Here is a 24132-nt window from a genome sequence, read left to right on the forward strand (position 1 = left end):
GTAGCTTCCGGCACATGCCGCATGACTACCTGATCATCGGGGCCGGACCGGCGGGGCTGCAGCTCGCCGCATTGTTGGAACGTGACGGACACGACTATGCCGTTCTGGAACGCGGAGCCGGGCCGGGCACCTTCTTCACCCGGTTCCCACGGCACCGCCAACTGATCTCCATCAACAAGGTGCACACCGGGTACCGGGATCCGGAGCTGCGGCTGCGGATGGACTGGAACTCGTTGCTGAGCGACGATCCGGACCTGCTGTTCACCCGCTACAGCGAGCGGTACTTCCCGCAGGCCGACGATCTCGTGCGCTACCTGTCGGACTTCGCCTCGGCGACGGGCGTCCAGGTGCACTACGACACCGAGATCGTCCGGATCAGCCGGGACGACGACGGGTTCACCGCCGTCGACCACCGCGGACGGTCATGGCGGGCCCGGCGGCTGGTCGTGGCCACCGGCGTGTCCCGGCTGTACGTCCCGCCGATCCCCGGCATCGAGACCGCCGAACACTACGACACGTTCGAGACCGCCCCCGCGTCCTTCGCCGACCAGCAGGTCCTGGTGATCGGCAAGGGCAACTCGGGGTTCGAGACCGCAGAGGCGCTCATGGAGAAGGCCGCGGTCATCCACGTCGCCGGGCCGCACTCGGTCAAGATGGCCTGGCAGACGCATTACGTCGGGCACCTGCGCGCGGTGAACAACAACTTCCTCGACACCTACCAGCTGAAGTCCCAGAACTCGGTCCTCGACGGCATCGTGGAAAGCATCGAACGCCAAGGCGACGGCCGCTACCGGGTGATGTTCCGCTACGCCCGCACCGTGGAAGCGCTGCGCGAACTGTTCTACGACCGGGTCATCGTGTGCACCGGCTTCCGGTTCGACGCCTCGGTGTTCGACGACGACTGCCGGCCGGCGCTGGTCATCAACGACCGTTTCCCCGAGCAGACGCCGGCGTACGAGTCGACCACCGTGCCCGGTCTGTACTTCGCCGGCACGCTCACCCAGCAACGCGACTTCAAGAAGTCCACCAGCGGGTTCATCCACGGTTTCCGCTACGGCGTGCGCGCGCTCTACCGGATCCTGATCACGCGCTACCACGGTGAGACCTGGCCGGCCGAAAAGCTCGAACCCGCTCCGGACGTGATCAGTGACGCGATCATCACCCGGGTCAACCGCTCCTCCGCGCTGTGGCAGCAGTTCGGCGTGCTCGGCGACGTGGTCACCGTGGACGGCGCCATCGCGTTGTACCAGGAGGAGGTCCCGGTGGCCTATACCGCCGATGGTGGGCTCGGCGATGCCCGGCACAGGTTCGTCATCACGCTGGAATACGGACCGGATCACGACAAGGGCGACCCGTTCGACATCTCGGTCCCGCGGGTCGTCGAGAACGACGCCGCCAACGCCCACGACGCGAGCTACCTGCACCCGGTGGTGCGGTACTACCGCGACGGCGCGATGGCCGGTGTCCACCACCTCGCGGAGAACCTCGACAACCAGTGGAATCTGCCCGCGGTGCATCAGCAGCCGCTGGCCGTCTTCGTCAAGGAATGTCTCGCCGATGCCGGCTGACCCGTACCCGCGGCCGGTTCTGGATCTGCTTATGGCGGCCGGGAACCGGCCCGTCTTCGAGCACGGTGCCCGCATCGTCACCGGCGAGCAGATGCTCGGCCTCGTCCGGCGGGTCGCGGCCGGGCTGCGCGCCGCGGCCATCGGGCCGGGGGACGGCGTCGCCATGATGCTCGGCGTCACCCCGGAAGCGTTCGCCGCGATGATCGCCGGCCATGTCGTGGGGGCCCGCATCGTGGGTGTGCGGCCCGGAATGCCCGACGGGCAGCTCCGTCATGTGCTCCGGGACATCACTGCGGTCGTGACCGACGCGGCCACCGGACCGGAGCACGCGCCGCGCACGCTGACCGTCTCCGACCTGCTGGCAGCACCTGACGACCCGCTGCGTCTGTCCGGCCGGCCGCATGATGTCGCCCGGCTCCTCTACACCAGCGGCAGCACCGGCGCACCGAAGGCATGCGCGCAGACGTACGCCGCCATGAACGCCGCGTGGACGGCCCGGCCAGAGGCGTGGCCGCCGGCGATCCGGGAACTGGCGTCCCGGCTGCAGCGCTACCTGGTGTTCGGGTCCCTGAGCAGCCAGGTGATGATGGAGTACGGCGTCCTCACGCTTGCCGCGGGCGGAACCATGGTCGTCGCCGACCCGCCGGTGTTCCCCGACGCGATCACCGGACACCGGGCGTCCGCCAGCGTCATCACCGTGCCCCGCCTGTACAAGCTCGTCGCCGCCCAACGTGGCGATCCGGTCGACCTGAGCAGCCTCCGGGCGCTCATGGTGTCGGGGTCGCCGCTGGAGGCGTCCCGGCTCCGCGAGGCACTCGACGTGCTCGGCCCGGTCGTGTTCCACGGCTACGGGCAGACCGAGACCGGCACCATCTCCATGGCCACGCCGTCGGACGTCCCCCCGTCGGTCGGCTTCCCACCCGAGGTCATCGACGTCGAGATCCGGCATACCGACGGCAGTCCGGTCCCGGCCGGTGCCGACGGTGAGCTGTACGTCCGCACACCCGCGCAGGCGATCGGGTACTGGGCCGAGCCGGCGGAGACCGCGGAGGTGTTCATCGACGGATGGGTGCGCACCCGGGACCTCGGTCACTTCGACAAGGAGGGGCGCCTCTACCTGGTCGGGCGGGCGCGGGACGTCATCATCGTCAACGCCGAGCTCCACTACGCCGGCCCGATCGAGCGGGTCCTGGCCACGTCCTCTGACCTCGCAGAGGCGTACGTGATCGGCGCCCCCGACGAGGACACCGGCGAGGCCGTTCACGCATTCGTGGTCCCGGCAGCGAACCGGACTCCCGACCTAGGTGCGCTCCGGACCCTGGTCAGCCGACAGCTAGGCGACGCCTGCGTACCGCTCACCATCACCGTCCTGGACGAGGCACCGCTGGCCCCAAGCGGCAAACCAGACAAGCGCCTCCTGAAACCCGCGATCCCCCAAGCCAAGAACGCCCTCCCATGACAACGACAAGGGCATCCATCAGCTGATGTGGGCCATGAACCCCGCCAAGCTCGATGCGTTCGCGCAGGCCAGGAACCGCTTCGGCGAGAACCGCTGACCCGGGCCGCAACACCGGCACCGGGCGTCCGTTATCGGCGTTGCCTTAGCCGGACTTTGAGGTAGGTCCAGGTGGGGCGGGGGTGGCCGAGGAGCATGCGGAGGGCGCCGAGCGGGTTCGCCGAGGGCTTGGGGTTGATGGAGGCGTAGAGCAGGTTGTGGCTCACGTGCCCGCTCTGGTCGAAGCGCCAGAGTTCGGCGCCGTAGGTGGTCTGGCGGCCGCCGAAGAGCGTGCCCTCCCATGTGTTGACGACGGTGTCGTGCGAGGTCGCGATCAGGGTCTTGGAAATCGTCGCGTCGGCGGCGGCGAACCAGCGGTACAGGGACTCCAGCGCCGGCCGGACGGCATCGGCTCCTTCATGCACGTCGTGGACTCCGTCGCCGATCGTCTCCAGCCGGATCGCCGGCGCGTAGATGGTCATCGGCCATTCGGTGTCGCAGGTGTTGGTCGCGAGTTGTGCGCGGGCGACGAACGCGGCGGGATCGTCGGGGATCGGTGACGTGAGGCCGTCCGTCACCGCCGGGCTCGGCGAATGGAAGCGTTGTGGCTTGTTCATGAGGTCTCTTGCCTTTCATGCCGGGTGGCCGGGTTGGTCGCATTGACGAAGTCGCGTATCAGCTCGGCCAAACGCTCAGGCTGGTCTTCGGGGACGAAGCCGTAGCTGTCGGCGATCGGGGCGATGGTGGCTCTCGGCAGGATCGCGGCGAGCCTTCGGGCGTGCTCGAAAGGGAAGACGCGGTCCTCGGTGGCCCAGGCGAGGAGCACCGGTCGCCGGAATGAGGACAGCCGGGCGGCCGCGTCGAGTGTGTGGGCCGTGCCGATCGCGCGGAGGAAACGGGCGGTGTCGCGTCGCGTGGCGTGGCGGGTCTGCGCCGGTCGCAGCCAGCCGTCGACGATGTGATCGGGGATCGGCCGCTTGGCCAGCAGGCCGTACGTCATCGGCAGGCGCCTGAGCGGATGGGCGCGGAGCGCCTGGACGGCGACGTACAAGGCGCCGGGTACCTTCGCGGTGTACTGAAGCGGCCGGAACATCGGCGGCAAGAAGTTGTCGAACGCGTCACATGGCGTGAGGACCAGCCGGCCGAGCCGCCCGGGGTGTTCCGTGGCGACCATCTGTGCGATCGCCCCGCCGGTGTCGTTGGCGACCAGTGTGACGTCCTGCAGGCCCAGCACGTCGAGGAACCCGGCGACCATCCGCGCCAGACCGCACGGACTGAGATCGGCGCCTGGGCGGACCGGCGCGGTGTGCGCGCCGAGCGGCCAATCCGGAACGATGCACCGGTGCGAGGTCTGCAGTCTCTCGGCGACCTTCCGCCACAGCGTGCCGTTGGACAGCAGACCGTGGACGAACACGATCGGCGGCCCCTGCCCGAGTTCGCGGTAGTTGATCGTGGCGTCCGCAAGCCGCACCTGACGGGACGGGATCTCCTCGAACGCCCTCACTTCGATCGCCGGGCCGCTCGGGCGTCATCGAACCGCCACCGCAGTATGCGCCACCACGATCGTGGTGTCCGCACGGCGGCCGACAACAGGGGCGTCACGTCCGCATAGGTGAACCTTTCGGCGGCGCGCCCGTCGACCAGTCTCACCCGGTCGCACACGTGCACGGTCACCCGGCGTCGGCCGACTTCGGCCTTCAGGCGTAGCGCGATGTAGACCGTGTCACCGCGGTGCGCCCATGACTCGACCGATCCCTGCACGTCGGAGAGAACACCGAAGAGCGGGCGAGCGAACGCCTCGCGGAACGCAGTGGCCCCGACGCCCACGGCGCGGGAGAAGGGGTGGACGAAGCGATAGTCCGGTTGCAGCCATGGCTCGAAATGGTCGGCCAGCGCGTCGCCGTCGGCCGGTGCCCGCCAGCCCTCCGCGAACGCCTCCACGAACAGTCGTGCGCGCTCTCCGGCGCCGTCGCTCACCGCTGCGGGCAGCGCATCGTCTTCGACCAGCATCTTCACCCTTCTCTGCATGACCATCGTGCACTTGACAGACTCGCAGTCTGTTACAGACTCATAGTCGCTCACTATGATGCGGGACTGTGAGTGACGTCAAGTCTGGAAGACGAGAGAGATACGCCGCCCTGACGAGGGCCGCGGTGCTGGACGCCGCCAAAGAGCTCTTCGTGGCCAAGGGCTTCGAGGCGACCTCGGTTGAGGAGATCGCGCGGCTCTCCGAGACGAGCAAGGGCGCGGTCTACCACCACTTCAGCGACAAACGCGAGATCTTCGCCGAGGTGTTCCGGGGCACCCAGCTGGCGGTCATGCAGACCGCGATCGCATCAACTGGGGACTCCGGGCAGCCATGGGACCGTGTCGAGGCCGCGACCCGCGCGTTCCTGCGCAGCTACGTCGCCGACGACGACGCCCGTGCGCTGCTCCGCCAGGCCATCGAGGTTCTGGGCTGGAGCCGTGTCCGTGCTCTCGACGAAGAGACCGCCCTGCCCCTCCTGCGGGCGACCCTTGAGGAGTTCGTGCAGGCCGGCGTGGCTCGTCCGCTTCCGATCGACGCCGCCACCCAACTCCTCTTCAGCCTCTACTGCAACGCCGTCCTGTTCATCGCCGCCGACGATTCCGACGTCGCGGGCGCGTCACGCGACATCGAGACCGTGATCTTTGCGCTGCTTCGCGGGTTGAAGGCCCCGCCGCCCGACAGCACGGAATCCCAGTAGGGCGATCTCGGCCTGACCTGTGTCCCCAGCTGATGGCTCGTTCTGCAGACGAGCAGGACTCGGTGCCCTGTGCGGTGGTCTCCCCTCAGACCTGCTCGGTCCTGAACGGGCGATTGCACGGGTGCGCGTCTCGGCGATCCTGCTAGGCATTCGCCTGGCGGTGCCCTGGGTCTCCGCACGGCGGCGGACTGGCCCCTCGCACGGCGGACTGGGCGTTGATCCGGCGGCGGACTGGACCCGCGTGTTGGGCGAGCTCCGCACCACCGCCCGCGATCACGGTCCGTGACGGCCAGGGGGCGTCAACCTCGCCCGGCAGGGTCACGCACCCGTTGCGGAATCCGGGGAGTCAGCCGTCGGGACGGGACGGCCCACGCCAGCCGTCTCTTGGGGTAAGAGAAGGCGGCGCCCGTCGCCGGCCGGATTCCCCGGCCGTGCGACGGGCGCTGTGGTGGCGGGGTCGGATCAAGGGGTGAGGCCGTAGGCCCGGATCAGGGTCTGGTCCACGGCATTGCCCCGGTCGTCTTTGGCGGTGGCGTGCAGCGACACGTGCTCGCCGTTGTTCGGATGCTGCAAGCTGGCGATCCAGCGGCCATTTTGCTTGGTGAGGTTGACCGGTTGCCAGGTTTTGCCGTCGTCGTAGGAGGCGCGCAGCGTCAGTTTCCGGATGGCGCCGATCGTGGCGCCGGTGGGATGTTCAACGTTCACGGTGAAGTCGTTGCGCGCGCCGGCCTTGGCCCGATTGTGCTCATCGAGACGCATGCCGTAGTACCGCACGGCCAGTAGCGGCAACGCTGCCTCGTCCGCCCGTTCGGAACTGAAGGTCCAGGTGACGTCCTGCGCGGTGGAAAGGTCGGACCAGGGTGTGTTGCGCTGTACCTGTGTGCGCACCTGGTAGGTGGCGCGCTCCGGCGGCACCTCAGCGTGGATCTCACCGGGCACCTCACTGGTGCCGGCAAGCACGCCATCACGGGTCAGCGTGGTGCGCCCGCTCGCATGTGCGAACGAGCCACCTTGATGGCCGGGTTCGGCATCGGTGAGCATGGGCATCGTGACGGCCAGTTCGTCGCCACGCCGAACGCCACCGTCGGCTGCGGCCGGCCCAAAGGGTGCGGTATTCCACGCCCAGGTATGGCGATCGCCGCGGGCGAGCTGCCCCGCCCTGTGGTGAAAGGTGTCGGTGTTGCCGGGGGAGAAGTCACAATCCCGGGTGGTGACACCGAAGGAGCGTTCCCACGAATAGCCGGGAGAGAAGTATTCGGTTCGCGTCGCCGGCAGCGCACCGATGCCGGAGTACCTGCTGATTGACAGCCCCGCTGCGGGCAGGTCGGCGCCGGCGAGGGCGCCGCCACAGGCCGGCCGTCCTGGTGAGGCATGGTTCACCTGCGCGGTGGCGAGGTCGCGGGTACGGGCGTGGAAGGCCAGATCGTCACCGATGGAGCCCGAGCGGCTGAAGGCCAGGTTGTACACATAGGGGCTGCCGGTCTCGTCACCGCCCTTGGTGAACATGGCGACGGCGTTCAGCACCAGGCCGGGTGCCGACCCGGCTGCTGCCACATAGTAACGGCGGGTCATCTCGAAGGCGCTCACGAGATCCTCGTCCGCCACCTTTTGGGTGATGACGAGATAACCTTCGCGCATGCCGGCGTCGGGACGATCCGTCGTCACCGGCGGCTTTCCCCGGCGTGCGTCAAGTACGACCTCGGCTGCCTGGGTGATGTGAACCTGCGGGTCGAACACCAGCGTCGTGGAGACCTCACCGGCTTCCGGCGTCCGCACATTCACATACAGGCTGTAGCGGCCCGCCGGGAGCTCGACTTCGCCGCGCCCGTCGTTGAGGGGCACGCTGAAATGGTCGCCGGTGGCGAGGTCGTCGATGACCACGCGTCTGGCGTTCTCCACACTGGGAGCGTTCCCGGTGCGGTCGAGCACGGAGAACGTGACCCGGTGGGTCGGTTCGCCGCGTCTGCGGGGTGAGGGAGGGTCGGCTGGGGCCGTCGGCATGCCCAGCGCACGCCGCGTTTCCGCGGAGAGCGCTCTGCCGTCCACATCGCCGCGCACGGTCGTACGGTCGAACCGTCCTCCCTGAGCTCGCGCGCTCGGCGCATCTGCCAGCCGGTAACGGTGCAGCGAGTCCGTTCGGGTGACATCGCGTCGCTCGTTCGCATGCGCGGTACGGCCGTCCGTCGCCGACACCGTCACTGCCAGCACAGCTGTGACGGCAACGGCGAGACGGCCGACTCTTAAGGACAAGCTTCCCCTCATGTGCACCTTCCTGCTCGGACACTGATTCCGCCTCACCTCCGGACATGTCCGGCACCACGGGTTTCCCTACACCTGCCCTGCGCCTGTTTCAGCGGGTAGCAAGGTGAGGTCATGGTCGAGCGCTCAATCCAGATGGCTCACGCTGTGGTCAATGGCGATCCCACTAATGCCGGCCCGCCGAGCGGTGTGTTAGGGGCGGCAATCCACGGGCGAGCTGATCATCACAGATCACGCATGGCGATACCGGAGAAAATACTGCCAACTTTCAACGGAATACCGCCAAGTTCGGCGGAAGCCCGTGACCAGAAGTCAAGCCCCAATTTCACTGGGCGACGTCCATGATCAGCCACCTGACCGATGTCGCCACAAAAAAGAAACAGGCCCGACGACACCGAGGCCGGGCTGCAAGTCGTCCGCACGCAGCAACGTCCCACTTCACTTTCGGGCCCTGCAGAGATCGAGTCATTTCTCGCAGGCTGGGAGCCGCTCGCTCCACGCCTTACATGCCTGACCAGAGGGCACTTGGACACACCTGATGAGGTCCGGGTTAAAACTCCGGAACGTCTGGCGTGGGACTGCGCGAAAGTCCTGAACCAAGGCGGAGGGCATCACCTGACCGTCGTCATGGGGAGTGCGGCGAAACCTCGGATGTAGGGGGACTGGCGTCGACGGGCCTGGGAAAGGTCGAGGTCGAAGTCAGCGATCCGTGCAGACAACTCCTCCAGCGTCACTCTGGCCTCGAGCCGGGCCAGAGACGCGCCGAGGCAGAAGTGGGGCCCGTTGCCGAAACTGATCATTGACCCGGTATCCCGGCTCAGGTCATAGCAGTCAGGGTCGGCAAAGACCACCGGGTCACGATTGGCCGCGCCGGGCAGCAGGAGGACGCGCGATCCCTGCGGTACCGCCACCCCGTGGAGCTCGACTTCGCAAGTCAGCGAACGCAGCACCGTTGGCGCCGCAGTGTCGTATCGGAGCGTCTCTTCGACCCATTCGGGCACGTGCCCGGCAAGCGCCTTGGCCTTCTGGTCCGGATGGCGCCAGGCCCAATAGACGGCGTTGCCAAGCAGGTTGGTGGTGGTCTCGTTGCCGGCACCCACCAGCAGGTGCAGGAACGCGACGATCTCTTCATCGGTGAGGCGATCTCCGTCGACTTGCGCGTCAAGCAGGGCTGAGACCAGATCGTCCCGCCGGCGGTTCCGGCGTTCGGCCACCAGCTCGGCGAAATGTCCGACGAGCACCAGCAGAGCATCGAGGCCCTCCTGCGTAACCTCTCGCCCGCCGACTTCGCGATGCAAAGCCACATCCGCCAGGCGACGGACCTCTGCACGGTCAGACGGAGGCACTCCCACAAGTTCAGAGATCACATCAGTAGGGACCTTGGCGGAGACGTCGGCGATGAAGTCGAACTGCTCGTTCGAGAAGGCGTTCTGAATGTGATGGTGGGCAGCCGCCCGGATGTGGGGCTCCAGTTCTGCGACCCGCCTGGGAGTGAACACCCGCGAGACAATGGCGCGCATTCTCGTGTGCCGCGGCGGGTCCATGGCTATGAAGGACAGCGCGCGCTGGGCCGCCGGCCCCCAGACCGAGGACTCCAGCAACGGCCCGTTGGCGCTAGAGAAGCGCATCGGGTCGCGTAGCGCCGCCATGACATCCGCGTGTCGTGACAAGGCCCAGAACTCCAGCTCCTCATTGCGATAGAGCGGCGCTTCCTCGCGCAAGCGCGCGTACACCGGATACGGGTCTGAGTCGATGTCGTAATAGTCGTACGGGCTGAACGTCACATCAGCCATCTGACCTCCCTCAACACACCCGCAAAAGGCACGCGCATGGACGTGGCGCCGCGGCACCTAGACGCTCTTCGCGAATGCCACCCGCCCGAGCACGGGTTGGCTGCGGCCGTGCGCGCGGCCTTGAGTTGGTCCCACGAGTCGAGCGGCACTTAAAACCAGGCCGCCGGTCCCCTTCAGCCCCAGACCTCTTCGGCGGTCTCGACGATGAGGCGGAGTTTGGCCCTTTGCTCGTCGTGGCCGAGTACGTTGCCCTCTTCGGTGGAGGAGAAGCCGCACTGCGGCGAGAGGCAGAGTTGCTCGATCGGCACGTGACGGCTCGCCGCCTCGATGCGGCGCTTCAGGTCGTCCTTGGACTCCAGGGCGCCGCGCTTGGTGGTGACCAGGCCGAGCACGACCGTCTTTCCCTTGGGAACGAAGCGCAGCGGCTCGAACCCGCCCGACCTGTCGTCGTCGTACTCCAGGAAGAACCCGTCGACGTTCAGTTCGCTGAACAGCGCCTCGGCGACGAAGTCGTAGCCGCCTTCCGCGGTCCAGGCGGATCGGAAGTTACCGCGGCACATGTGTGTGGTGACCGCCATCCCGTCCGGTCGCCCGGCGAGTGCGGCGTTGATCTGCCGGATGTAGCGCAGGTGCAGATGCTCGGCGTCGTCGCCGCGTTCGGCGATCATCGCGCGCTGAGCGGGGTCATTGAGGTAGGCGAGGCTGGTGTCGTCGAACTGCAGATAGGTGCACCCGAGTTCGCCGAGACGCCGCACCTGCTCGGCGTAGGCCGCGGCCAGGTCGGCCCAGAACTCCTCGACGTCGGGATAGATGGCCGGATCGATGGACGCCGGGCCGCCACGGTAATGGACCATGTTGGGGGAGGGGATCGTGAGCTTGGGCGTCACACCGGTCCCGGCCGTCAGATCGCGCAGGTAGCCGAAGTCCTCGGCGAAGATGGTCTTCTCCAGGCGGATACGGTCATGTACCCGCAGGGCAGCGGTGGTGAACTCGATGTCGCCGTTCTCGCGGTGAAACTGGACTTTGATCTGCTCGTCGGCCGGGCTGATCCCGCCGAGCCGGTAGATGAAGTCCATGTGCCAAGAGGCGCGGCGGAACTCGCCGTCGGTCGCCGAGCGCAGGCCCACATCGTTCTGCATGGCCACCACCGACCGGATGGCTTCGTCCTCGATGGCGCGCAGTTCCTCGGTCTTGATTCGCCCGGCGGCGTGCTCGGCCCGGGCGTGCCGCAGTTCGGGCGGTCGGAGCAGGCTCCCGACATGGTCGGCGCGGAATGGTGGGGTCAGTCTGGCGGCCATGACGCTCCCTTCATGAGGATCGGATCAGGCGGTGACGCCCGGTGGGGACGACGCGACGGGCAGGAACGGCATGGCGGCGACCGCGTACTCGGGTGTCCCTTTGAGCGTTGTGCAACAGGAGGAGCCGGGTGATCACCGCCGCTCTGTAGCCGTCAGGTGCGAGCCGAGGCGGCGGTCGAACGGGTCGTGCCCAACCAAACCGGCCAGAACCATACGTCCCACGCGCGCCCTCGTCAGCTCACCTGCCCAACACCCTAATACGGGACAATGGAGGCTGGATCAGCAGTAACAGCGCGATACACGCTGCAAGATGCAGACGGACTGCTGCCGGTGGCGACGCCGAACAACTGTCGAGGTGTCCATTCAGAGGGGCGACACCGGCGCCCACTTCGTTGCGGCAGATGGCCGACCACCTCGCCGCGACTGGCTACACCGTGCTCGCGCCGAACGCCTTCTACCGCCACGGGCGAGCACCGTCGTCCCGCTGCACGACCTCTTCGGCGGTGACGACCAAAAAGGCCTCATCGCGATAATGGGGACCCCCGCGGCGGCAGCCGACGCGGACGCCTAGCTGACCTCGCTGTCCGCCCGTCCGTCCCGATGCCGGAGCTGACGCTTAAGGCGCTGAGGGCCCAGCTCGGCGCAGGCGAGCTCCGCAGCGACGTCCTCCGCGCCCCAGCCGACCTCTCGCCGCAGACGAGATTGATCGTCGACGAGATGATCCCGGCAGCCGCCCGAGCCGATCGCCGTGGTCACGGTGGCGGGACGCAGAACCGGCCGACCTGAGCATCGGAGTGCAGACGGGCAGGGAGTGAGACTGACACAGTGCTCGGCAGCGAGATCACAATTCGCACGCAGATCCCATGGGGCAGGGTGGTCGGCCGGACCCACGCGACATCCAGGGCGATCCTCCATAGACCAGGCTGGTCGGCGCGTTGGCGAGTCAACGTTGTTCGATCTTCCGGGGCGAGGTCGGGTGCTGAAATGACCGTGATGTGCAGTTGATGGATGAGCGATCACCGTTGTAGTCGAGCATCACGTGAGCAGCGGCGGCCGACCTACTTGAGCAGTGCACCCAACCGCGTCACACCGAGTGACCGACATCTGTCGCGTTAGGTCTCCGATCTGTCGTCCGCTAATGCCGATGTGCGGACGTTGCAAGAATCCCCATGCGGACACGTGGGTTGTTCCCCACCCTGTCCCCATGTGTGGGTCTGGGCAGTGACGGTGAACTTGTCGTGCGGGCCTCCTACGACCGACGTCATGGTCAGCACCCGCTGCGTCCCTGCCAAGGGCCCATGTCCGCGGCGCCGCCTCGCAGCACCCGGACCCCCCGGCCACCTCGGCAAGCGGCGCATCGGACTGACGTCGCGACGGCCACGACCGGTAACGCGAGTGGCAACCCTGTACGTCGCCACCGCGCCTCGTCATCGCTCCGATCCGGCCTTGAGCGGAGCAGCAATCCCCAGATCGGCTCCCGCCCACGCAAGCGAGCATCATGCGCGTGCGCCTGGATACGACCACCCCGGCCGCCCGGTCCGGAGAGGTCCGTCATCACACCGACAGGACCGTATCCCCACAGCCCGTACCACGATTGTGACTGCTGTCTGGTGTTCGCCCCGGTGCGCTGCCTCGGGCGCTACTGCATGGCGAAACGGATCAGAGCCTGCCGGTCTCCTTGCTTGATCTTGCCGGTCCGGTTCAGCACTTCGAGCTGCCAATCGTTGCCGTTGCGGAAGGCGCGGCAGATGGCGTTGGCATTGTCGGTGCCGAGCAGAGACGGCCAGATGTCGGCCACCTGGGTGCTGTCGCCGCCTGTCGCGTCATAGACCTTGAACGAGACGTTGTTGGCCTTGTCGAACGAACTGCCCTTCTTGAACGCCGCGGCGATGAACACGATTGCCGTGATCGCGGCCGGGACGTCGGCGAACGTGACGAGAACGGTCTCATCATCCCCGGTCGCCGCACCGGTCTGCTCATCGCCGGAATGTCTGACCGAGCCGTTGCCGAGCGGATCCAGGGAATCGAGTCCGGCGAACCGCACCGGCTCCGAGCCCTGCATGAGGACCGCGATCAGATCCAGGTCCACACCCTTCTTACGCCGGGCCTTGCCGAGTATCCCGCCGCTGGACCCGGACGAAGGGTCCCATGCAACCCCGACGGACAGGTGGGTGATACCGCTCAGATCGGCGGCCCCGTCATCCTTCGAAAGCGTGATGGCCATGCGCTCTCTCCCTCTGCTTCTACCCACGATCGACCCTATGCGGTCATGCCGCGGACTGCTCCTCCCTGACGCCATGCCCTATCTGCCGCGCATCCTCATCTGCCGCACGTTGTCCGGTTGCGGGATCGTCAATCGGTCCGCGTGCGGAGGCTCCGCGCCAGGGTGGGGATCATCACCGTCGCAGGGACGAGGTGTAGCCCGAGGAGGGCGGTGGTGGTAGCGGTGTTCGCCCCGGAGAGGAAGGGCAAGATCAACGAGATCACGGTCAGGGACACTGTCGTCCACACGAATCGTTCGGCGGGGCGAGCGCTCCAACGAAGAAGAGCGACGGCAATGACGATGCCCACGACCGAGAAGAAGCCGGTCACCACGGCGAACCCGGACAACGGGATCGACTCGCCACCATCGGGGACCTCGAAGTCGACGCCAACGGCCTGGGCGAGCGCGGCGGCGAGGGTGGTGGTCACCATCGCTGCGAGCGTGGCGATGAAGCCGGTGCCGGCGAGCCCTCGGAGTCGGTGAGTGTGGCCGGCCTGGTCCGATGCCGGGCCTGCGACGCCCCCGGTGTCATTCATGCTGTTCATGTCGTCCTTCATCATTCGGTGACTGGCGTAGGAGTGTGTTGACGGTCATGGCCCTGGGGGTGACGATGCGCACTTTCGCGGTGCGACGGCCGGGGTTCCGCAGGGCGCGGCCGCCGGTGCCGCGGGGCCAGAACCCGGCGTCGCGTCCGAGAGCCGGCCGGGCCCGCCGTCGCACAGCTCCAGCTGCACCACTCCGCCGCGGCCACCGCGACACGGCGCAGCGCGAGCGTCTGCACCGGGGCTACTCCGTGCCGTCCCCCGGCAGGCGGTTCGGCAGCCTGAGCCGCGGGAACTGGTCGTCGCGGAAGGTGAAGATCTCGGTGATCGCCCCGCGGGTGACGCGCAGGACGTCGATCGTCAGCGGCAGGTAGGCGCCCTCCTGCTTCCGCCAGAGGTAGAAGGCGACGGCGGGCTGCCGGTTCACGGAGGTTTGGACAGCGCGCAGGTCCTTCATGCCCTCGAAGCCGTCCTCGACCCAGCTGTTCACCACCGCGTCGCGGCCGACGTACAGGCCCGGCGTGGGCGGCATCGAGCACCGGACGTCCTCCCGCAGCAGTGCGGCGAGGGCGTTGACGTCCGTGGCCACGCTGGCGTCGGTGAAGCGGCGCACCAGCTCGCGCGTTCCGGCGTCCTCCTCGCCGCCGGTCCAGTCCTGCCGCTCGGCGGGCAGGTGCTCCCGCATGCCGGCGCGGGCCCGCTGCAGCGCGCTGTTCACGGAGTTGACGGAGTCCCCGAGGAGCTCCGCGACGTCCTTCGCCGGCCAGCCGAGCACGTCCCGCAGGATCAGCACGGCCCGCGGGCGCGGCGCGAGGTGCTGGACCGCGACCAGGTACGCCAGCTCGATCGTCTCCCGCACGACGGCGACAGTCTCCGGCTCGTTCGCGTCGCCCGCGGGCAGCTCGTCGAGCAGCCGGTCCGGGTAGGGCTGCAGCCACAGCACCTCGCCGCCGGTCGCAGGCTCCGGGCGGCACTTGGCGAGCAGGTCCAGGCAGGCGTTGGTGGCGATCCGGTACAGCCAGGCCCGGACCGTCGAGCGCCCCTCGAAGGTCTCCCGCCGCCGCCATGCACGGAGGAACGTCTCCTGCACGGTGTCCTCGGCGTCCTCGAACGACCCGAGCATCCGGTAGCAGTGCACGTGCAGCTCCCGCCGGTGCCGCTCCGCCAGCCCCGAGAACGCAGGCTCGTCGACCTCGCCCAGACCGCTCACGCCCAGCTCCTCCAGCCGCGTGTCCGCACTCATCACGTGATCCTTCCGCCTCGTCTTGTTCCGTCGTAGGTGTGACGGGTACGGGCGCGAAAACTCATCACCAGGGTCGGTTGGCGCGGCTCGGCAACGCTCTTACGGCCATCGGGCTTCCCCCCGGGTGCCGGGCGGTCAGGGAGCTGGTCTGGAAAGGCGATGCGTCAGCGCATGCCTGCCGCGTCGAGCAGAGCGGTCACCGTGGGTGCGACGAGTCCCGTGAGCTTGTCCGCTCCGATGCCCGCGCGGGCGCTGGTGCCATCGAAGACCAGGCTGAGCTGCCGGGCCAGCAAGTCGGGATCGTCTGCCCCGCCCTGCCCGGCCTCGGCGCGGAAGAAGGCGGTCAGGTTCGCCTTGACCTGATGGGCGACCCGGCTCGCGGGGTGACTCTGATCCTTGAGTTCGATCTGCACGGCCAGGTACCGGCAGCCTCGAAACTCGGGCTCCCCTGCCTGCGATTCCAGCTGCTCGAAGACGTGCAGGATCCGCTCGCGGGGTGACCGGCCGTCGTCCACCGCAGGCAGAAGAGTCGCCACGTAGGCGGCGGCGCGCTCCTTCAGGCTTGTTGCCAGGAGTTCGTCCTTGCTCTCGAACAGCTGGTACATCGAGCGCTTCGACACCCCGGCCGCCTTGCACAGCGCCTCGATACCGATACCGACACCGTCTCGGTAGGTGAGCGTGGCCGCGGCCTCCAGCAGCCGCTCCCTGGGGCTCAGTTTCACTTCGGTGGTCATGACGCGAGGTTAGCCCGAAGCGGACGAAATGAAAACCGATCGGTTTCCGGGTTTCCGGCGGGGTCCGGCGACGATCTCGAGGAAGACCGTCGCCGGGCCTGGTGGTGTGCGCGCCTGGAGTTTCCCGTCAGGGCGACACGCGCCGGGGTCACTCCGAGCCAATGGCCCCCTCTTAGGGACCTGTCGCCATGCCGGGACGGCGGTCTTCTCGGGCGTCGTCTCCATCGGGATGCGGTGCGGCCCTTGCGGTTCGTACCGCCCCAGTACGCCGAGCCGAACAGCACGGCCGCCATCATGACCCGCCCCCGGGTCAGACCCGCGTCGCCCTGGGCGTCGGAGTAAAGGATCGAGCAGGAGACCTCCCTGGGCTTGCGCATGGAAACCGATCGGTTTACTGTGATGGAAACCGATCAGTTTCCCCTTGGGGAGGCGGTCATGACCACATTGAAGGACGATATGCCCAGCCACGAGTCACGTCCCACGATCCACATTCCGGGGACCACCAGCCACACCATCGCCCCGCGCGCAGGACGCCACAGCCGCGAAGGAACGCTGCGCTACCTCAAGGCGGGCACCGGTGCCCCCCTGGTCCTGCTGCACACCGTGCGCACCCAGGCCGAGCACTTCCGCCACCTCATCCCGCTGATCTCGGACCACTACACCGTGTACGCCCTCGATCTGCCGGGAATGGGCTACTCCGAGATCGTGCCCGGCGCGTCGTACGACGAGCCGGCCATGCGCGCGGGCGTCAAGCGGCTCCTCACCGAACTCGACCTGCATGACGTGACGCTGGTCGGGGAGTCCATGGGGGCGGTGCTCGCCCTGACCACCGCGGCCGATCTGCCGGAGCGGGTACGGCGCGTCGTCGCGGTCAACACCTACGACTTCCGCAGCGGGATCGCCCGGTCCAGTCTCCTGGCCCGTGTGGTGGTCAGCGGTGTCCTGACGCCGGGAGTGGGCCCGGTGATCGCGGGGGTGGAGCCCAAGGCCGCCCTCCGCAAGATCCTTCATGGCGGCCTCAGCGACAAGGGCGCGCTGCGGGAGGACTATGTGGACGAGCTCCTCCAGGTGGGCGGCCGCCCCGGCTACCCGACCGTCGCCCGTGCCGTGTACCAGAGCCTGCCCAGCCTCATCGCGGCCCGCTCGCGCTACCCCGAGGTCAAGGCGCCCGTCCACCTCGTCTACGGGGAGAACGACTGGTCCCGGCCTTCGGACCGGCACGCCAACAAGCAGATGCTGCCGGCCGCCGACTTCACGCAGGTGCCGAAGGCCGGTCACTTCATTGCCCTGGAACGGCCCGACGTGCTGGCCGACCTGTTGAACGCGGTGGCGTGACCGCCCCGAGAGCGCCGTACCGGCCTTGACCACCATCGGGATGGACCTCACCGCAGCGGCCGGCAATCTCACCACCGGCATCCTCTCGACGGTCGGCGCTCCGGCCACGGCAGCGCCGAGCCGACCCGGCGCGGGCGGCATCCTCGCCCTCATCCAGCGCGACCACGACGCAGCCGCCGTTGTTGACGTTCCTGTCATGAGACATAGCCGGTCGGAGTGAGCAGAACACGAGCGTCGTCGCGGCGGGATTCACCAGGCTGACGTCCCTGTATCCGCAAGGTTCTCCCGCACGGTTCGTGCAAGCGGCGCTACCGCGAACGCTGGCAGCGGGCCCACGATCTGATCGGCCAAGGTGTGGGCCTGCTCGAATGCGCCCGCCGCCTCGATGCCGCCCTGGACGCCGTCGAACAGTACGCCCGCGTGAAGGAACCCACCGGCAACCGCTGCGCACCCCGTCACAAGCTCACGCTCGTCGACCCCTACGGCCACCGCCCGCGCACCCGCCGCGCGGAAGGGCTGGCCGTCTTCGTCCTTCAACTCCCCTGGGAAATCGCGGAATTGCGTCACACGGGAGCCTCAACCTGCTTACCGCTACATCACCCGCGGGCCACGCCGAGGGCGACAAGCTGGTCACCACCCCGCAGTGTTTCACCCGCCTCCCGCTCACCCGCTCCGGGACCTACGCGACAGGGGCACCGCACTCCTGCGGGAACTCACCGAAGCCTGCCCGGAGGCGAGCGAGCTGGCTCGCCTCAGCAGCGAGTTCGCTCAGCGGCTGACCGCAGCAGGGGGCAATGACTACAAGCTCACCGACTGGATCACCGCGGTTCGCGCCGCCAGGCGCGGGCGTTGTCCGAGCAGATCTCGATCTTCACGCCGACTGCGCGCCGATGCTGAACTTGAGCAGTTCTTCGACGCGGCAGATCTCGGTGATCTTGCCGTCGACAACGCGGATGATGTCGGTGCCGTTGATATCGACCGGGTTGCCGCTGGCGGCGTGCCCGAAGGCGTCTCCGGTGTGGGTCCCGGTCATCTGCCAGTGGAGGACCACCCAGCCGTCGGCAAGCTCCTGCTGGAAAGGATCCGGTGCTGCGTGTCGGTGAAACCGTCGCGGACCGCGGCGATCAGCACTCGCATGCCGTCGATTCCCCAGGTGGTGTCGGCAGCAGGGTTGTGGTCGATCAGATCCTGGGCGAACACCCCGTCCGTCCCGCCGACATTGCCGGTGTCGTAGAACTCAAGGTTGCGCGCGGCGACCCGCAACCCGGTGGTCGTGGCCGAGCGCACGAACTAACGGGGCGCATGCGCGATCTGAAGCACCCTCTGCCGGAACGCCCGTTCCTGACCGTGTTGGCCGGGCCATGGGCGGCGCTGATCGTGCCCGCCTACAACGTGCCCGTCCTGAGATCCGCGCTGCTCTTGAGGACCGCGGAGTCCATGCTCCAGTTCTCCGGCTGGACCCTCTCCCAGAGACTTCCCTTGCCGAGCTCCCTTCCCAATTGGTCTTCGCGACGAAACCACTCTTCAGCGCTTCTGATCCTGTCGGGGTGAATTTCGTCGAGCAGGGCGTAGTCCCTGGTGATGATTCCGTGCTTCCACACATTCCAGAAGCCCGTGAAATTGTCGCGGAAGCTCATGGTGCTCTTGTCGTTGGGATCGGCGTTGTATCCGGCAGGGTGATCAGCAATCCCTCTCAGGTCCGGATTGTTCCAATATGTTTCCAGATCAGTGTCGATGTACTGGGCCGGATGCCCGGTGACCTTCTCGAACGCTGCAGCCATATCGGTGTAGGTCATGTGCTCGATGGCGACTTCGAGGTCCATGCCATTGGCTCGTTCCGGATGGTCGAAGAGCCACCGGACATAGAATCCGCAGTCTTCGAGAGCCACATGCGGAACAGCTCCCTCGCCGAGCGGGACTCGCCACGTGACGACACCGTCCTCGACGGTGGGCGTCATGGGCGTGAGCGGTGAGATGACCATCTCGATGTAGGGACCTGACGTGAAGACCGCTGCTCCCATCCGGTCCCTGTTCTTTTCGTTCTGGAACAGCACCCATTCGGCCATGCGGCCCTTGCCGTCATAGTGACCGGTGCGGAACCTGGAGTCGTAGCCTGATTTCTTCAGGGCGTAGTCGAGGTTTCCATAGACGAAGAACTTGATTCCTTCTTCGATCGCTATCTCATAACTGCGGATGGCCCAGTAGATCTCGGTCTTCTCTCCGGTGTTGAACCCGTCGATGTTAATGAACGCCCCGTCACAGCCGCGAAATCCTTCGCGCAGCACGTCCTCGTCGGCGAATGACCCTTCGAGGATGGAGACGTTGCCGAGTGCGAGGAGAGCCTGGGCCCGGGCGGAGGTGGCATCCCGGGTGAGGACCCGGACGGAGTACTTCTTGTCGGCGACGAGGGCGCGAACGATGGGTATCCCTTGAGCCCCTGTGCCGCCGATGACGAAGATGGTGGAGGTGGCATGAGCAGACATGGTTTTGACTCCGAGGTCGAGTATGCACGCGCCGGGCGCGGCGCGTTCGGGACTGATCTCCGCATCGGCTTGGCGATCAACGGCACCGACCGACTGACGCTGCGCCGATGCCCATGGGTCAAGAGACCCTGAAACCGATCGGTTTCCTCCACGGTACACCGATCGGTTTCCAAGCGGCAAGCACCCAGGTATCCGGTCCTCGACAGTTGACCGTGAGGAGGTGCCTGCGGCTCGGCGCATGGTCGCGCGCCGTATGCGTGGGCGAGCCCTGGTCATGGGGCAGCCACCGCGCAACTCTCCGGGCGGAGAGGCCCGTTCAACGAGAGGACGCGCGCCACGGGTTAGTGAGGAGGCTGGACGTGGAGTTGGCGGTAGCTGTGACTGACCAGCTTCACCAACGAGCGGATTGAGCAACCGACCTTGCTGCGGATTGGACTCGGTGCGTTGGCGAGGTGCGGGTCAGGGCGGAGAGGTGAAGCCAACCGAGCCGCGCGGGATGCCTTTCGGCAGGTCCGCCAGACCAGACGATCAAGCTAGTGGCACGTGTGTGGCACGGGACAGGCGAGATCGCTAGATGTTCGAATGGCCCAGGTCGAGGATCATGCCTCTGGCCTGGGCCTTCTGCGTGGGAGCGGGCGACGGGAATCGAACCCGCGTAGCCAGTTTGGAAGACTGGGGCTCTACCATTGAGCTACGCCCGCTTGGGTCGGGTGTTGGGCCCGATCACCATGCCGTAGCGTACCGGGTTTCCGGGGCGGTTGTGTCGTCAGCCGCGGGCGCTGATGTTGCGGAACTCCACCTCGGCGTCTTCGGTGTAGAGGCCTACCGAGCCCTTGGTGTAGGGGCGTTCGGCGTCGGTGAAGGTTGTGAGGGTGCGGCCGTCGGCGCGGACGGTCATGGTTGCGTTCTTTTGATCTACGCGGATGTCGTACCAGCGTTTGAGGGCGAACGCTGGGAGGCCGGTGGCCAGGAAGCGTTGGCCTCCCGGGTAGGCGGGGTCGCGTTTGCCCAGTTCCCAGCCGTTGGGCTTGAGGGCCAAGTAATAGAAGTGGTCATCGTCGGTGTAGTGCCAGATCACCCAGGCCGATTCCCAGGGGTTGGGGCGGACCTTGCGGAGTTGGGTGACGGTTCGGGCGCGGAGGCGGAAGGTGACGTTCTCGTAGGAGGTCAGGGAGACGATCAAGCCTGCGTGGGTCTCGGTGGGGGACGTTGAGGCTTGGGGGCGCATGGTGATCACGCCCTCGCGGGTGCCGTTGCGGCCGTGGCCGTCGTAGACGGCGCGCCAGGGGCCGTGGACCGTGTCGTCGCGCCACTGGACGAAGTTGGTCTTGCGGTAGTTGGGCACGACGACGACGGCCACGGCGGTGAGGGCGCCCGTCAGCGCGAGGGCCAGGGGCCAGCGGCGGTCCGGCATGCTTCAGTCTAGGGCCGGGACGAAGAGGGCGTCCGGCCGCAGGCAGTCGCGGATGAGGGTCGTGACGATGCGGTTCGAGGCCTTGCCGTCGCCGAACGGGTTGACCGCCCTGGCCATGCCGGCTCGTTCGGCGGGATCGTCGAGGAGACGGGTGGCGGCGGCCAGGACGCGGGTCGATTCGGTGCCGACGAGGCGGGCGACTCCGGCCTCGACCGCCTCGGGCCGTTCGGTGGTGGCGCGCAGGACAAGGACGGGCTTGCCCAAGCTGGGGGCCTCCTCTTGGACACCGCCCGAGTCTGTCAAAACCAGATCGCAGGCCGCCAAGGTCGCGGCGAAGTCCGGGTAGTCGAGGGGCTCGCAGATGGTGATCCCGGGGTGGTCCTTGAGGGTGGGGAGGAGAGATTCGCGGACGGTGGGGCTCTTGTGGAGGGGCAGGAGCACCTCGCAGTCGCCGCGGTCGGCGAGGCGGCGGAGGACGCCGGCGAGTTCGCGCATGCCGGCACCCTGGCTCTCGCGGCGGTGCAGCGTCACGAGGATGCGGAGTCCGTCGGTGCGGAAGGCGGGTTTGCCCTCGTCCTGGCGCAGCATCCAGTGCAAATTGTCGATAACGGTGTTGCCTGTAGTGATCACGTGGCGTTCGGGGACGCCCTCGGCGTGCAGATGCCGGGCGGCGCGGGTGGTCGGGGTGAAGTGCCAGCGGGCGATGCGGCCGATCAGCTGGCGGTTGAGCTCCTCGGGGAAGGGGTTGGCGAGGTTGCCGGTGCGGAGCCCCGCCTCGACGTGCGCGACCGGGATGCGCTCGTACGAGGCGGCCAGCGCGCCGCACAGCGCCGTGGTGGTGTCACCCTGAACGATCACAAGGTCGGGCCGCCGGTCGGCGATGGCCTCGTCGAGCGCGTTCACCAGGCGGGCGGTCAGCTCGGACAGGCGTTGGCGGTTCCGCATGACGGCGAGGTCGGTGCCCGCGTCGATGCCGAGGGTGCGCAGCATCGGCAGGAGCATCTCGCGGTGCTGGCCGCTGTTCACGATGATCGGGTCGAACGCGGGCGAGGCGTTCATCGCGCGCACGACCGGGGCCAGCTTGATCGCCTCGGGCCGGGTGCCGAGGACGACCATCGCCCGGATCGGGCCGTCAGAGAGCAGGTCCAGGGCAGGTTCGATCATGGACATGACATGGCTCCTCTTCGACAGGGGCGGCGGGGAGCGCTGAGACCGCAGGGATCAGGGGCGCGGCGCCGGTCGGGGCCGCGCCGGGGAGCGGCCGCTCACGTTCGAGCGGTCTTGAGCCAGGTGTGCTTGCCGGTGAGGGCGCGTGCCAGGGCCCACCAGCCGGAGACGAACCAGATGTAGCCGTAGATCACGTAGATGTGCCCGAGGAGGAGGGCGAAGGCCCAGCTCACGGGCTCGCGCTTGCGGTAGACGAACGCGTAGGCGGCGGCCATGCCGAACGTCATCAGGTAGAACCAGGGAAGCCACCAGGGCGAGAGCAGGCTGTGCCCCGCCTGGAACGACGCGACGACCGCGTCCCCGATCATGATCATGAACGCGATCGGCAGCAGTGAGGTCAGCAGAAGGAGCGCCGGGCTGGACAGGTGGTAGATCAGGTCGATCGCGGACCGCGCCGGGATCCGGCGCAGGATCAACGGGACCAGCCGGAACGCCTGCAGATGTCCCTGGAACCACCGCGACCGCTGCCGGAGCAGCCGGCCGAGCGTGAGCACGGCCTGCTGGTGAACGGCCGCCGTGGGGCAGAAGCCGTTGATCCAGCCCGCGGCGAGCAGGCGCACTCCCAGGTCGAGATCCTCGGTGAGGCAGTCGCTCCACGCCTTGCCCGGTAGCGACTCGAGCGCGGCGAGCCGCATGAACTGGCCGTTCCCGCCCATTCCGACGCTGCCGAGATGGCGTCGCGCGTTCTGGAATATCTCGCCGTAGACGACGAATTCCATGTCCTGGAGGCGGGCCAGCAGGCGCCGACGACGGTTGTACATGCGGACGCCGACCTGGACGGCCCCGGTTTTCGGATCGTCGAAGAACGGATCGACCTGTTCCACCGCATGGCCGTCGAGGCGGCCGTCCGCGTCCACGACGCAGACGATGATATCGTTCGGGTCTTTGCCTTGGAGCAGATCCGATTTACGGAGCCAGCGCAGGCCCGCATTGAGTGCGGCCCCTTTCCCTTTCCGGGCATCCGGAAATTCACGCGTGTAGAGATGTACGTGTGGTGATGCCATGTCCCGGACGGCCGCCGCCGTTCCGTCATCTGACGCGTCGTCCACGACGAGCACCAGCAGGTCGTCCAGCGGAAGCCGGATAATCCGCGTCAGACTTTCCGTGATCACCCTTTCCTCGTTCAGGCACGCGAGCAGGAAAACATAAGTGCGCGAGCCGGTCGGGGCGATGGGTTTTTCGGTGCGTCGGCGCGACAGCGCAAACATTCCGCTGTTGTACGAGACGGCGAGGATGATGATCGCCAGACTGCCCGCCACCGCGATCCGCCCGGCCGTCGCCGTCCCGAATGTGCTGGTCAGACCGTCGATGATGAGTCCTCCGGACACGGTCATGGACGTTCCCCCGTGGCCCGGTCGTGGGTCGCGTGCCCTGCCGGATCCCCGGTCATCCGCTCCCGGACCCTCATGCAGACCCCGGCGAGGAAAAGGCCAATAGCGGCCACGCAGTAGATGCCGAATCCCATCCCTGTCACCTGCAGGAGAACGCGTGCGACCTTGGCCGCGGGTGTGGCGCCCGGCGGTGCGACGATTCCCGCGAAGATGAGAAATGTGCTGACCGACAACTTGACGTACACCGCACGGTTCCCCCGTTTCAACTGCCCGTCATCGAGCTGGATCCCGCAGGATGCGTAGGCCGTCTACGTCCGATGCAGGACTTCTTCGTAACGCTCTGAATCAGGGCCTCTCGGCTGTTCCGAAGGCACCGTATCCCGAAGTAAAGTCCCTGCAAAGTCGGGGGAGAGTGAACACG

At 67.4% G+C, this 24132-nt stretch carries 25 protein-coding genes and 1 tRNA gene; 5 read left to right on the top strand and 21 right to left on the bottom strand.

Going from position 1 to position 24132, the window contains the following annotated elements; all coding sequences use genetic code 11:
* The first annotated feature begins 14 nt into the window (after nt 1-14).
* Nucleotides 15-1568 carry an NAD(P)-binding domain-containing protein gene (locus tag F8566_RS48200; RefSeq protein ID WP_151570991.1) on the top strand — a complete coding sequence of 518 codons (1554 nt, stop codon included), beginning with the start codon at nt 15-17 and terminating at the stop codon, nt 1566-1568.
* Nucleotides 1558-3027, top strand: coding sequence for a class I adenylate-forming enzyme family protein (locus F8566_RS48205; RefSeq protein ID WP_151570993.1), 1470 nt, complete (start codon nt 1558-1560; stop codon nt 3025-3027). Before F8566_RS48200 ends, F8566_RS48205 begins: the two co-directional genes overlap by 11 nt.
* A 128-nt stretch (nt 3028-3155) precedes the next feature.
* On the opposite strand, the gene F8566_RS48210 is transcribed toward F8566_RS48205, so the two are convergent.
* The 3 genes from F8566_RS48210 to F8566_RS48220 are packed head-to-tail and all read right to left on the bottom strand — an operon-like array spanning nt 3156 to nt 5073.
* A complete protein-coding gene (locus F8566_RS48210; RefSeq protein WP_151570995.1) occupies nt 3156-3680 on the bottom strand; it encodes a nuclear transport factor 2-like protein in 525 nt (174 codons plus the stop codon).
* Nucleotides 3677-4567 (bottom strand): alpha/beta fold hydrolase, encoded by an 891-nt coding sequence (locus F8566_RS48215; protein ID WP_151570997.1) that lies wholly within the window; start codon nt 4565-4567, stop codon nt 3677-3679. The genes F8566_RS48210 and F8566_RS48215 overlap by 4 nt, the downstream gene beginning before the upstream one ends.
* Nucleotides 4564-5073 carry a nuclear transport factor 2 family protein gene (locus F8566_RS48220; RefSeq protein WP_192810273.1) on the bottom strand — a complete coding sequence of 170 codons (510 nt, stop codon included), beginning with the start codon at nt 5071-5073 and terminating at the stop codon, nt 4564-4566. Before F8566_RS48220 ends, F8566_RS48215 begins: the two co-directional genes overlap by 4 nt.
* A gap of 86 nt (nt 5074-5159) precedes the next feature.
* Here F8566_RS48220 and F8566_RS48225 point away from each other — a divergent pair, with 86 nt between their 5' ends.
* Nucleotides 5160-5789, top strand: a complete 630-nt coding sequence (locus F8566_RS48225; protein WP_151571001.1) for a TetR/AcrR family transcriptional regulator — start codon at nt 5160-5162, stop codon at nt 5787-5789.
* A 462-nt stretch (nt 5790-6251) separates the two neighbouring features.
* Here F8566_RS48225 and F8566_RS48230 read toward each other — a convergent pair whose 3' ends face one another.
* The 9 genes from F8566_RS48230 to F8566_RS48270 form a co-directional block, all read right to left on the bottom strand.
* Entirely contained in the window at nt 6252-7670 is a 1419-nt protein-coding gene (locus F8566_RS48230; protein ID WP_151571003.1) for a hypothetical protein, read from the bottom strand.
* 602 nt (nt 7671-8272) lie between these two features.
* Nucleotides 8273-8443, bottom strand: a complete 171-nt coding sequence (locus tag F8566_RS50690; protein ID WP_192810274.1) for a hypothetical protein — start codon at nt 8441-8443, stop codon at nt 8273-8275.
* A gap of 216 nt (nt 8444-8659) precedes the next feature.
* Nucleotides 8660-9841, bottom strand: coding sequence for a cytochrome P450 (locus F8566_RS48235; RefSeq protein WP_151571005.1), 1182 nt, complete (start codon nt 9839-9841; stop codon nt 8660-8662).
* 173 nt (nt 9842-10014) lie between these two features.
* On the bottom strand, nt 10015-11139 hold the full coding sequence (locus tag F8566_RS48240) for a 5-methyltetrahydropteroyltriglutamate--homocysteine S-methyltransferase (RefSeq protein ID WP_151571007.1): 1125 nt from the start codon (nt 11137-11139) through the stop codon (nt 10015-10017).
* Nucleotides 11140-11706: 567 nt separating this feature from the next.
* Nucleotides 11707-11895 (bottom strand): hypothetical protein, encoded by a 189-nt coding sequence (locus F8566_RS50695; RefSeq protein WP_192810275.1) that lies wholly within the window; start codon nt 11893-11895, stop codon nt 11707-11709.
* Between the two features lie 883 nt (nt 11896-12778).
* Nucleotides 12779-13363 (bottom strand): TerD family protein, encoded by a 585-nt coding sequence (locus F8566_RS48255; RefSeq protein WP_151571011.1) that lies wholly within the window; start codon nt 13361-13363, stop codon nt 12779-12781.
* Between the two features lie 128 nt (nt 13364-13491).
* The gene (locus tag F8566_RS48260) at nt 13492-13947 is read right to left on the bottom strand and encodes a DUF6069 family protein (protein WP_192810276.1); all 456 of its coding nucleotides are present in this window, start codon (nt 13945-13947) and stop codon (nt 13492-13494) included.
* A 241-nt stretch (nt 13948-14188) separates the two neighbouring features.
* The gene (locus tag F8566_RS48265) at nt 14189-15187 is read right to left on the bottom strand and encodes an RNA polymerase subunit sigma-70 (protein WP_151571013.1); all 999 of its coding nucleotides are present in this window, start codon (nt 15185-15187) and stop codon (nt 14189-14191) included.
* Nucleotides 15188-15351: 164 nt separating this feature from the next.
* Nucleotides 15352-15921 carry a TetR/AcrR family transcriptional regulator gene (locus tag F8566_RS48270; RefSeq protein ID WP_151571015.1) on the bottom strand — a complete coding sequence of 190 codons (570 nt, stop codon included), beginning with the start codon at nt 15919-15921 and terminating at the stop codon, nt 15352-15354.
* 435 nt (nt 15922-16356) lie between these two features.
* Between F8566_RS48270 and F8566_RS48275 the strand changes: the two genes are divergently transcribed.
* Together F8566_RS48275 and F8566_RS48280 are read left to right on the top strand one after the other, a co-directional pair.
* Complete coding sequence (locus tag F8566_RS48275) at nt 16357-17256, top strand: alpha/beta fold hydrolase (protein WP_225994209.1); 900 nt, start codon at nt 16357-16359, stop codon at nt 17254-17256.
* A 25-nt stretch (nt 17257-17281) separates the two neighbouring features.
* Nucleotides 17282-17476 carry a hypothetical protein gene (locus F8566_RS48280; protein WP_225994210.1) on the top strand — a complete coding sequence of 65 codons (195 nt, stop codon included), beginning with the start codon at nt 17282-17284 and terminating at the stop codon, nt 17474-17476.
* A gap of 29 nt (nt 17477-17505) precedes the next feature.
* On the opposite strand, the gene F8566_RS48285 is transcribed toward F8566_RS48280, so the two are convergent.
* From F8566_RS48285 to F8566_RS48325, 9 genes are all read right to left on the bottom strand, one after another.
* Complete coding sequence (locus F8566_RS48285) at nt 17506-17823, bottom strand: hypothetical protein (protein WP_151571017.1); 318 nt, start codon at nt 17821-17823, stop codon at nt 17506-17508.
* Nucleotides 17824-18127: 304 nt separating this feature from the next.
* Nucleotides 18128-18289 (bottom strand): ester cyclase, encoded by a 162-nt coding sequence (locus tag F8566_RS48290; protein WP_151571019.1) that lies wholly within the window; start codon nt 18287-18289, stop codon nt 18128-18130.
* Nucleotides 18286-18543, bottom strand: a complete 258-nt coding sequence (locus tag F8566_RS48295) for a nuclear transport factor 2 family protein (RefSeq protein WP_151571021.1) — start codon at nt 18541-18543, stop codon at nt 18286-18288. The genes F8566_RS48290 and F8566_RS48295 overlap by 4 nt, the downstream gene beginning before the upstream one ends.
* Nucleotides 18544-18641: 98 nt before the next feature.
* Complete coding sequence (locus tag F8566_RS48300) at nt 18642-19898, bottom strand: NmrA family NAD(P)-binding protein (RefSeq protein ID WP_225994211.1); 1257 nt, start codon at nt 19896-19898, stop codon at nt 18642-18644.
* A 471-nt stretch (nt 19899-20369) separates the two neighbouring features.
* Nucleotides 20370-20440: transfer RNA gene (locus F8566_RS48305), tRNA-Gly, on the bottom strand.
* Nucleotides 20441-20505: 65 nt separating this feature from the next.
* Nucleotides 20506-21153: a family 16 glycoside hydrolase gene (locus F8566_RS48310; protein WP_151571023.1), complete on the bottom strand. Its 648-nt coding sequence runs from the start codon at nt 21151-21153 to the stop codon at nt 20506-20508.
* A 3-nt stretch (nt 21154-21156) separates the two neighbouring features.
* The gene (wecB, locus tag F8566_RS48315; RefSeq protein WP_225994212.1) at nt 21157-22323 is read right to left on the bottom strand and encodes a non-hydrolyzing UDP-N-acetylglucosamine 2-epimerase; all 1167 of its coding nucleotides are present in this window, start codon (nt 22321-22323) and stop codon (nt 21157-21159) included.
* A 95-nt stretch (nt 22324-22418) separates the two neighbouring features.
* The gene (locus F8566_RS48320; RefSeq protein ID WP_151571025.1) at nt 22419-23714 is read right to left on the bottom strand and encodes a glycosyltransferase family 2 protein; all 1296 of its coding nucleotides are present in this window, start codon (nt 23712-23714) and stop codon (nt 22419-22421) included.
* Complete coding sequence (locus F8566_RS48325) at nt 23711-23956, bottom strand: hypothetical protein (RefSeq protein WP_151571027.1); 246 nt, start codon at nt 23954-23956, stop codon at nt 23711-23713. The genes F8566_RS48320 and F8566_RS48325 overlap by 4 nt, the downstream gene beginning before the upstream one ends.
* Between the last annotated feature and the right edge of the window lie 176 nt (nt 23957-24132).

Origin of the sequence: Actinomadura rudentiformis, from assembly GCF_008923185.1 — a bacterium.
GTDB lineage: Bacteria > Actinomycetota > Actinomycetes > Streptosporangiales > Streptosporangiaceae > Spirillospora > Spirillospora rudentiformis.